9 protein-coding genes are annotated in these 9,736 nt (G+C 61.4%); 2 read left to right on the plus strand and 7 right to left on the minus strand.

The annotated features are described in order from the left end of the window. Window positions 1–36: 36 nt before the first annotated feature. Complete coding sequence (locus L288_RS0121930) at window positions 37–903, minus strand: NAD(P)H-binding protein (protein WP_021239057.1); 867 nt, start codon at window positions 901–903, stop codon at window positions 37–39. A gap of 207 nt (window positions 904–1,110) precedes the next feature. Between L288_RS0121930 and L288_RS36160 the strand changes: the two genes are divergently transcribed. Further along, window positions 1,111–1,650, plus strand: coding sequence for a cupin domain-containing protein (locus L288_RS36160; protein ID WP_021239058.1), 540 nt, complete (start codon window positions 1,111–1,113; stop codon window positions 1,648–1,650). Between the two features lie 20 nt (window positions 1,651–1,670). Continuing rightward, on the plus strand, window positions 1,671–2,054 hold the full coding sequence (locus L288_RS36165; protein WP_021239059.1) for a hypothetical protein: 384 nt from the start codon (window positions 1,671–1,673) through the stop codon (window positions 2,052–2,054). Between the two features lie 11 nt (window positions 2,055–2,065). On the opposite strand, the gene L288_RS36170 is transcribed toward L288_RS36165, so the two are convergent. From L288_RS36170 to L288_RS36190, 6 genes are all read right to left on the minus strand, one after another. Next, on the minus strand, window positions 2,066–3,424 hold the full coding sequence (locus L288_RS36170) for an FAD-binding protein (protein ID WP_021239060.1): 1,359 nt from the start codon (window positions 3,422–3,424) through the stop codon (window positions 2,066–2,068). 114 nt (window positions 3,425–3,538) lie between these two features. After that, the gene (locus tag L288_RS36175) at window positions 3,539–4,897 is read right to left on the minus strand and encodes an FAD-binding protein (RefSeq protein ID WP_021239061.1); all 1,359 of its coding nucleotides are present in this window, start codon (window positions 4,895–4,897) and stop codon (window positions 3,539–3,541) included. Window positions 4,898–4,992: 95 nt separating this feature from the next. Continuing rightward, window positions 4,993–6,081 (minus strand): TonB-dependent receptor domain-containing protein, encoded by a 1,089-nt coding sequence (locus L288_RS36180; protein WP_236613047.1) that lies wholly within the window; start codon window positions 6,079–6,081, stop codon window positions 4,993–4,995. Further along, window positions 5,979–6,950 carry an SDR family NAD(P)-dependent oxidoreductase gene (locus L288_RS42065; RefSeq protein ID WP_021239063.1) on the minus strand — a complete coding sequence of 324 codons (972 nt, stop codon included), beginning with the start codon at window positions 6,948–6,950 and terminating at the stop codon, window positions 5,979–5,981. The genes L288_RS36180 and L288_RS42065 overlap by 103 nt, the downstream gene beginning before the upstream one ends. Window positions 6,951–7,182: 232 nt before the next feature. Continuing rightward, window positions 7,183–8,058 (minus strand): fumarylacetoacetate hydrolase family protein, encoded by an 876-nt coding sequence (locus L288_RS36185; protein ID WP_021239064.1) that lies wholly within the window; start codon window positions 8,056–8,058, stop codon window positions 7,183–7,185. A gap of 37 nt (window positions 8,059–8,095) precedes the next feature. Then, window positions 8,096–9,736 (minus strand): FAD-binding oxidoreductase (locus L288_RS36190; RefSeq protein ID WP_021239065.1); only part of this gene is annotated, 1,641 nt, incomplete at its 5' end.

Consider the following 9,736-nt stretch of genomic DNA (forward strand, 5'->3'; position numbering starts at 1 on the left):
GTCCCGGCCATGCCAGGGCGTGAGCGCCGTTATCGTTCATTTGAAGGCGGCAAGATTGTCGCGCACAAACTGTTCGAACCGGATCGCCTTGCGCTGGAGAACCCGCTCGACATCCGGGTAGACTTCCCCTTCGCCTCCCTTGGAAACCAGCGTGAACAGCTCGATCGCGGCGTCCGCATCCGCTTCCGGCAAGCCATTGGCGATCATGCCCGCGCGGGCGGCGGCGAAGGGCACAGGCTGGAACGTCACCGTTTCGCCCAACACCTGGGTGAATATCCCCGCAATGATCGTGTTGGTCAGCGTTTCGGGGCCGGTAAGGTCATAGGCCTTGTTCGCATGGCCTTTCTCCAGAAGCGCGGCCGCCGCCACGGCGCCGATGTCGCGCGCGTCGATCATGCTTTGCGGCGCGTCGCCCATGGGCGAATGGAACACGCGATATTCGCGGATATGCGCGGCATGGCGCAGCAGATTGTCGTAAAAGGTGTTGGCCCGCAGGATGGTGAAGTCAATGCCGGACTGCCGAAGTTCCTCGTCCAGCGCGGTATGCTGGCGCACGAGCAGGGAAGGCGACTGCGGGTCGGGATGCAGTCCCGAAATGCGGACGATGTGGCTGACGCCCTGCCGCTTGGCCGCAGCGAACAGATTGCGGTTCAATGCAAGCGCGTCCGCGCTGGGAGAAAGCGCCACGAACAGCGCGCGCGCCCCCTGGAACGCGCCGTCGAGCGAGGCGGGATCGCCGATATCCCCGGTGATGGGTTCAAGCAGGCTGTCCCTGATCTGCGCGCCCTTCGCTTCGGAACGGACGAGCGCCCGCGCCGCGACGTTGCGGTTGCGCAATTCGGCGCGAAGGGCGCTGCCGGTTGTTCCGGTCGCTCCCACGATGACGATATCACTTTGAGGCATGATGCGATCTTCTCCCTTTACGTAGATCTGTTCAGAGACCGGCGGAATCGCGCCGGTTGACAGAAAATTAGTACGATCGTACGGTATTTATGGCAAGAACATAGTACGATCGTCCGGGGAAATCCGCCCTTGAGCCAAGGGCTTCGTTCCCCGGCCGGAAAGCGCAGCCGCAAAGGCGCATATGATCGCTTGGGAAAGGAGAGGCGCATGAAACGAGTCGTTACGCAGCGGACCGCCGATGGACGTTCGGTCTTCTGGGCCGCCGGAGAGGCGGAAGGGCATCAGTTCGAGCATATTCCGGGCATGAACTTGACGCTGCTTTGGCGCACGCCTGCCGTGCCGGACCTCAACATGCCTCTCAGCGAGCCTGTCAGGGGCACCTCGCTGATCCCTGAGCCAGGTGGCACGCTGTTTGAAATGCTTGTCATTCCGCCCGATCACGTCATGATGTCGCCATCGTTCGATCCAGTAGCCGCTGCGGAGGAAAATCTTCGCTGGGCGCCGGGGGTCGCGGAAACGTTCGAGGTGGAGGATCCTGGAATGCATACCACCAATTCGGTGGATTACGGCATCGTCATGTCCGGCGAGATCTGGCTTGAACTGGATGAAGGCCGGACCGAACATTTGCGTGCGGGCGACGTCATCATTCAAAACGGCACGCGCCATGCGTGGCGCAATCGCGGCGACGTTCCCGTCAGGATGATCTTCATCCTTATCGGAGCCCGCCCTTTCACGGCGGCGGCATAGGCGGATCACGGCCCATCGGCATGAACAGCATCACCGAACTTCTGGACAAGGCGCGCGAACTGGCCGTTTCGAACGACAAGATCCGCGAGATCATCCACCAGCGCGAAGGCAATTGGCGCCTGGAACTCGTGCGGCAGCGGCGGCGGCTGATCACATTGATCTGCGATCTTGAAATGCTGTTGAGCAGGGCGCTGGCCAACCCGGCGGCTCCGGGCGAGGTGCGCGACATGAAGGAAGCGCTTTTCCACATGCGCACCATCCTTGCCCATCATCAGGCAAGCTGGCCTGCGGCAACTCTGGATACGGGGATCGAGGATTATCTGTTGTCGGCGAACCATGTGCGTGAGCGCTTTCTGACCTTCGCAGCGCATGTCGAAAAGCTTTCGGCGCGTTTCAGGACCTGATCCGCCCGCGTTCAGAATATGCGCCTGGCCTTGTCGAGCACGCCCTGAGGGTCATATTTGCGCTTGGCCGCATCGAATGCAGGCCAGGCATCGGCGAGATGCGCGGCCCATTCCGCCGGGGAATAATCCACCGCTGCCACAGGGTCCACGCTGCCCGGCGCATGCACAGCCGCCGCCTGTTCGAACAGGCGGCGGTTTTCGGCCAGCACCGCCGCAAGCTGGTCCTGCCGGTCGAAGCTTACGCACCAGAAGGTCGCGACCACGACTGACCAGTCCTGACGCGGCAGGCTGGGCAACGGCGTTCGCGATCGTCCGGTGAGCATCGGATAGACGATGAGCAGGTCGAAGGGACCGGCCGTGGCGGGATCGAAAAACTGCTCCAGCTCCTCGACGAAAGCGGGCGCGCGTTCTGCGGATGTCTGGGTCGACCACCAGGGATGGGCATGCGGACCGGCTGCCTGGCAAGGCAGCGTGGTCATATCCCCCAGCCGGAACAGAAAGTCTTCGAAACTGCTGTCGATCGGATTGGCGTGGGCGATCATGCCGTTCAGCCCCTCGCACACCCAGCCAACATCCGGGCGTTCGCCGCTGTAGAAGGCCGTCGCCTCGATCAGATGCACCCACTGACCATCGGGCGCGGCGACGATCCCCTGAAAGGCGTCGACCCGGTCATCATGGGCCAACTGCATCAGGCCCGCGGTCATCGCCGCGGCATCGGGGTAGGGAATCTGAACGCGTAGCGCCCGCTCCGGCGCAGGGATCAGGGCCAGCGTCACCTTCGTCATCACGCCCACCGTGCCCATTCCTCCCAGCACGGCATGGAACAGATCGCTCTCCTGCGAGGGCGAACAGCGGTGGAGCATCCCGTCGGCCGTCGCCACCTCCAGTTCCAGCACATTGTCGGCCTGAAGGCCGTAGCGGCGGGACGTCATGCCCATGCCGCCCCAGGACAACGTGCCGCCGACTGTCAGGTCTAGAAAGTCGATGAGCACAGGCGGCACCAGGCCCTGGGCCAGCGCCGCCTTGACCACTGTGGCCCAGGTTGCGCCCGCATCCACGACGCACCGGTCGCGCCCGATCGCATGAACCCGATTGAGGCTGGACATATCGATCAGCACGCCGCCGGGCCGCGCGACCGTCTGGCCATAGACGGACCGGCCCAGCCCGCGCACGGTGACGGGAACGCCGCGCCGTCCCGCTTCCTTGAGCGCGGCGGCGATATCCTCCGGTGAACCGGGCTCCAGCACCGCACTGGGAATTTCAGTCAGCATGCCGCCAAAGTCGGTCTTCATCGCCTCACGGGCGGGCGCATCCAGCCGCAACCGGCCGTCAAGCTTGTCCAGGCTCAGCACCGCATCATCGGGCATCATGTTCCTCCATCGATCGTCATGCGCCGTCCGGGCGGGCCGTGGCGCCGGTAATGGCAATGGTCATGGAAACTCTTCCCTCACTCCGATGACTTTCCGGCCTTGGGAAGGGGACGCTCAGAATATCTTGCGTGTCTTATCCAGAATGCCCTGCGGATCGAACTTGCGCTTGGCGGCATGAAAGGCGGGCCATGCCTTCGCGAAGTGCGCCATCCATTCGATGCGCGAATAATCCACGGCCGCGATCGGGTCGGCGCTGCCCTGCAAATGGTCCGCCGCCGCACGTTCGAACAGCCGCCGGTTTTCGCTCAGCACATCGGCGATTTCCTGCCTGTCCTCATAATCGACGCACCAGAAGTTCGCGACGGCGAAGAACCAGTCCAGATCGGGCAGGCTGGGCAGGGGGGTGCGCGACCGGTCGGCGCGCATGGGGTAGGTGATGATGAGGTCGAACTGGGTGGCCTTCGCCGGATCGAGCACGGATACGAGCCGGTCGATGAGGCGAGGCGCAAGCTCCGGCGACGCCATGGTCGACCACCAGGGATGAGCATGCGGCGTGACGGGGCCAAGGCAGGGCAGAGCCGACAGACCGCCATAGCGGAACAGGAACGTCTCGAAATCAGTATCGATGATCCGGGCCTGCTCGACCGCGCCGTTCAGCCCCTCGCACATCCGCGCCGGATCAGGGCGCTCACCGTCATAAAATTGCACGATCTCCATCATGCAGGCCCAGCGCCCTTCCGGCGCGGCGACGATCCCCTGCACGGTATCGACCCGTTCCTCCTGCGCAAGCCGCAACTGATCGGCGTTCATGGCGGCGGCGTCGCCATAGGGGATCTGCAAGCGGATCGCACGGCCGGGGGCGGGGATCAGGCGCAGTGTCACCCTGGTCATCACCCCCACCAGGCCCATGCCGCCCAGAACCGCGTGAAACAGGTCCGGCTCGCAATCAGGAGAGCACCGGCGGATCGTGCCGTCCGCGGTCACTACTTCAATTTCTAGAACATTGTCGACTTGAAGGCCGTAGCGCCATGACGTCAGGCCCAGGCCGCCCCAGGACAGCGTGCCGCCCACGGTGATATCCAGATAATCGGTCAGGACCGGCGGAACCAGCCCATGCGCCAGCGCGGCCTTGACCACCGCCGACCAGGTGGCGCCCGCATCGGCGGTGACACGGTCCTGCCCTACCGCGTGAACGCTGTTGAGGCTCGTCATGTCGATGACCACCCCGCCGGGAAGCGCGACCGTCTGACCATAGACGGACCGCGCCGTGCCCCGGATGGTGACCGGGATTTGTGCCGCTGCCGCTTCCCGCATCATCGCGGCGACATCCGCCGCCGATCCGGGCCGGAGAACCGCTACCGGCACTTCGGAAAGCAGCCCTCCAAGGTCCGTCTTCACCCGCTGCAAGGATTCTACATCAGTCAGGAGTTTGCCATCCAGCCGAACCGATTGGAGGAGCGGCTGGCTACTCATGTGACAGGCTCCTTGCGCAAGGAATGTCCCGTTCCCCGCCGGATAAGCTGCGGTGCAGCGGCCGGAAGAAAACGGGACCATTCTTCATCGCGTGATCAGAAGGCATAACCCAGCGTCGCGCCATAGGTGCGCGGCGGCTGGTAGCTGGCCCCTGTACCAAATCCCGAAGCAGCGAGCATGGTGACGACCGCTTCGTTGGTCAGGTTCTTGCCCCATACGCTCACGGTCAGCTTACCCGTTGCATCCGTCCACTGGATCGAACCACTGACCAGCTCATAGGCGGGCTGACGGCGCAGATTGTCCGTTTCCGCATAGAAACCGGAATTGTGGTAGAGATTGCCGTTCAACGTGATCTTGCTGTCGCCAACCGGGATTTCATAGGCAGCGCCGATATTGCCCGAGAAGGTTGAGGTGAATGGCAGACGGTTGCCCGTCGCATCGCCTACCACGCTCTGGTTGCCGCCCAAAGGAGGCGGATTGGGTGGCGACAGCGCCGCATCAGGATAGTGCCCGAACTTGTCGTGCAGCAGGCTCAATCCGCCGAACAGTCGCAACTGCTGAAACGGGTGTGCTTCGAAATCAAAGTCCACCCCGTAGATGGTCGCCTTCGGGCCGGTCTTGAGGCCGATGGTATTGATCAGGAAGTAGGGCACCTGAATATTCTTATAATTATAATAGAAGGCCGCCAGATTGAAGCGCAGCTTACGGTCGAACAGCTCCGACTTGATACCGCCTTCATAGGCGTCGAGCTGCTCGGGCTTGAATGGATCTTCACCCGGTGTCGTCGGGTTGAAGCCGCCGCTCTTGAAACCGCGATTGTAGGAGGTGTAGATCATGACATCGGGCGTGATCTTATAATCGAGCGCCACACGCCAAGTAGGCTTGCTGTAACGCTTCTCCTGCTCATAGTTCGACGGAGGAACCGGTACGCCGCCAAGTATCTGCTCGGCGTTCAGCGATCGCTTCTCAGTCGTGTAGCGCAGCCCGGCGGTGAAGTTCAGCGCGTCGGTCAGCGGCACCGTGGCCTGGGTGAACGCAGCGAACGACTCCGTCTTGACGCGGCTGTACAGCGTCGAGGACGTTACCGGGAAGAAGGGATTAACCGCTGGACCAGACAGCGTGACGAGGTTGGGGTCCACCTGACCCGTCGCATTGAAGTAATAGCCGCCGATGACCCAGTTGATCTTGCTGTCTGCCCCCGACGCGATCTGTAGTTCCTGGCTGAACTGCTTGTCCGGCTGAATGAATTTGAAAGCCCGTTGGCGATCATCTGCGAATATGCGTCATGCTGTTCACGGGCGACTTCCGTATGGGGGAAGATATGGTGGAAACCAGCCTCCATCCCCTTGATGATCCGCTCACTCACGGCGCCCGCATCCTCGCCGTTCAGTGGGCTGACGAAGCTGGGCATCGGCGCCACGGCGCCCTCGACCACCGGCCGCAGATCTTGCGAACGCTGCTCTACATTTGTCTTCGTCAGGCCTGGGTAGATTGTGGACACCTTGACAGGCGTGCCTTCCAGGCTGTCGCGAAACCCCTGCATGATCGCAGGCAATGCGAACTTGGCTGAACTATAAGCCGATAAATGCGTGCCGGGCGGTGTGAACAGTCCAGCGACGGATGCTGTGCTAAGGATATGCGCAGGCTTCCCATGCGCCTTGATCGAGGGCAACAGCGATTGAATGGAATGAAAGACGCCGAAAACATTGACAGAAAACGACCATTCCAGTTCTTCTGGCCTCACTTTGTCCAGCGGAATGCCGGTGAGTCCAACCCCGGCGTTAGCGAACAAATAATGGACCTCGCCATGCGCTGAGAGAACTTCGCTTGCAACTCGATCAACTTGCTCACGATTGCTGACATCGGCAATATGGTTCGTAACTTTGGGCGCTCCCGCCGATCGTGCGGCCGCCTCGGTCTCGGTCAGCCCATCGGGAAGAATGTCGACCAGGGCGAGATTGGCGCCCCGGCTGGCAAAGGCCAGTGCGAGCGCACGCCCGATGCCATTGCCGCCGCCGGTGATGTAAACGGTTTGTCCCGCATATTGCGACATATTGTCTCTCTCCATGGTCGCGGACCGGGCGCTGCGTCGTCCCCGACATTGTCCATGCTATTAGTACGACTGTGCGGTAATCACGTCAATAAAAATAGTACGATTGTCCAGTAACGGGCGCAATAAGCACATTGCGAGAGGGGCGGCGGAATAAGGCACACCTGAGTGGCCGGAAAGTTAGCTTCCGGCGGTAAATAGGTGGGCTAACCGCCCTCGTGGACGGTCTAATCCGTTAGGCGGCCGGTCCCGTGCTTTCGTCCACGACCGGGTTTGAGAGGCAGCCGACACCCGGAATATCAACTTCGACTACGTCGCCAGCCTTCATCCAGACCGGCGGCTTGCGCGCCGAACCGACGTCACCTGGCGTGCCGGTGACGATGACGTCACCTGGCAGAAGCTCAGTGAAGATCGAGCAATAGGCAATGAGTTCAGGTATCGTGAAGATCAGCTGATCTAGCGTTGCTGACTGCATCACCTCGCCGTTCAGCCGCGTCTGAATGGTGAGCGCCGCCGGATCGGGAATTTCGTCGGCAGTGGTCAGCCATGGTCCGAAAGCGCCAGTCGCGGGGAAGTTCTTGCCAGGGTGAAATTGCGTGGTATGGCGCTGAAAGTCGCGAACGCTCGCGTCATTGTAACAGGAATAGCCAGCGATGGCCGAAAGCGCGTCGACTTCGGAGGCGCGCCGGACGCGGCGGCCGATGACGATCGCCAGTTCGCCTTCATAATCAAGCATATCTGACTCGACCGGCCGCAGGATCGGCTGGCGATGACCGATCTGGCTGCGGCCATAGCGCGCGAACACGGTTGGGTGATCGGCCTTCGCAAATTTCGTTTCGGCCAGATGATCCTTGTAGTTGAGGCCGATGCAAAGAATCTGACCGGGATCGGGGATGACCGGATCCAGCGAAACATCCTCCAGCCGCACACCGCCAGGCTGTGCCGACTCGGCGATTGTGCGCGCCTGTTCGATCAAGCCATTCTCGATCGCCTGCTTCAACGTGGCGCCGCCCGAAGAGGCTAGCGGCGTGCGCAGGTCGATCACCATGCCGCTGGAGGTAACGGCGCCCCAGCTTCGCTGATTATCGTGGGAATAGCTTACCAGTCGCATATATTCGTTCCTTAGGCTGTCATGACCCGGAGCGGGCTCAGGAAGCGGGCTGGAGCAGCTTCCGGCCGCTTGGCCGGAAGCGAGTAGGCCATACGCCGCCACGTCCAGGCGCAATGACGCCGTTGGGATCAACCGCATCTTTCAGTGTATCGGCAAAGCGCTGCAAGGCATTGTCGTTAAACGAATAGGCCTGGGACACGACGTCCTGGAATGCTGGCGCGCAGCGATATTCTCCGAAACCGGCCTTCGCGGCTTCAGCGACATAATAATTGTACAGCTCGCGCACTTCCTTGTTCTTCGCCGGATCTTCCCGCGACATGCCGAATGCGGTCATCATCAGGAAGCTACGCGTCAGCCAGGCAATCGGCGGCATAAAGCGCGTGACGATCGACGGCACGCCACGGCGCTCCGCTGCTTCGATGAACATCTTTTGCGCATCGAAGACGGCCTGAGCCGTTTTGGACGTGACGGCGGAAAACCAGAGATGGCCGTCACTAGGGTTGGGATTGAGCTCGGTTCGCGCGCCAATGGAGAACATATTCAACGACGGAATGCCCAGGGAAACCTTCCGTGCCACTTTTTCCTTATCCTCATCGGACATGGGGAAATGATATTCGTGGAGAAGTTTGCCAGTGCTGCCCGGAATGGCGGCAAGGATCTTTGCCTTGGACGATTCCCAGGCCGCGCGCACGACTTCGCGGCAACCATAGAATTGAAGCTCGACATTCCAGGAAGCGACGCCCAGATCGCGGGCAAGCTGGTCGAGCTGCTCGTCCGTGGCGGACAGGTCCCAGGCCAGCTTCTGAACGCGCGGGTCCATCATCTTTCGCAGGACCGGGCTGCCATATTCCGGCATCGTCACCATGCCCGTATTTTGCAGATAGGTGACGATGTCGACCAGCGGGGCAAGATCCTGGCGCCGCGGCACTTCGATCATGGCTGAAATATAGGCTTCCGGTTCGGGCATCAGCCAGAAGCCCATCTTTGTGACGATGCCGAAATTCGCCTGTGCGAACAGCCCATCGACATAGGGGCCATAGCCATAGCGATATTCTGCGAAGGTCTTGGAGCCCGGCATCGCCCCCATGCCAGTGCGCATTACTTCCCCATTGGGCAGTACCACTTCCATTCCGGCATGCGCGCCGAAATGGTCGGCATAGGTTTGGAGCGTATAGCCAATCCCGTGGTCAAGTGCATTACCGATCGGGCTGCCCCAGCCGGGATCGGGAATATCCAGCCACACCTTGAGCTTGCGTTCCTGAATATAATGATAGAGGTCGAAATAGGACAAGCCAGGCTCGACGATTGCGAAATGACGCTTGTCGTCGACCTCGATCACGCGGTTCATTCGCTTGAGATCAACGATCACGCTGCCGCGCAGATTGGGCGAGGACCCGCCATAGCCCAGGTTCATGCCCGTCGAAATGGTATAGAGAGGAACCTTGAAGCGGTTGGCGATGCGCACGACCGCCTGCACTTCCTCAACGGTCGACGGGGCGACGGCGGCGGAAGGGATCAGTTCATCGGGCTCGTCCCACAAGGGCGAATAGGCGTCCCGATAGAGCATCACGTCTTCTTCGGACGTGAACACCCATTGCGAACCAACCGCCTGCGCGAACTGTTCGAGCGCCTGCTTGAAATCGGCGGCGGAAACCTGGGGCGGCAAAGGAAGGGCCAT

Source organism: Sphingobium quisquiliarum P25 (assembly GCF_000445065.1).
Lineage (GTDB): Bacteria > Pseudomonadota > Alphaproteobacteria > Sphingomonadales > Sphingomonadaceae > Sphingobium > Sphingobium quisquiliarum.

Excerpts from the sequence above, each read along its gene's own strand:
- L288_RS0121930 (WP_021239057.1), bottom strand. The coding sequence starts at position 903 with ATGCCTCAAAGTGATATCGTCATCGTGGGAGCGACCGGAACAACCGGC.
- L288_RS36160 (WP_021239058.1), top strand. The coding sequence starts at position 1,111 with ATGAAACGAGTCGTTACGCAGCGGACCGCCGATGGACGTTCGGTCTTC.
- L288_RS36165 (WP_021239059.1), top strand. The coding sequence starts at position 1,671 with ATGAACAGCATCACCGAACTTCTGGACAAGGCGCGCGAACTGGCCGTT.
- L288_RS36170 (WP_021239060.1), bottom strand. The coding sequence starts at position 3,424 with ATGATGCCCGATGATGCGGTGCTGAGCCTGGACAAGCTTGACGGCCGG.
- L288_RS36175 (WP_021239061.1), bottom strand. The coding sequence starts at position 4,897 with ATGAGTAGCCAGCCGCTCCTCCAATCGGTTCGGCTGGATGGCAAACTC.
- L288_RS42065 (WP_021239063.1), bottom strand. The coding sequence starts at position 6,950 with ATGTCGCAATATGCGGGACAAACCGTTTACATCACCGGCGGCGGCAAT.
- L288_RS36185 (WP_021239064.1), bottom strand. The coding sequence starts at position 8,058 with ATGCGACTGGTAAGCTATTCCCACGATAATCAGCGAAGCTGGGGCGCC.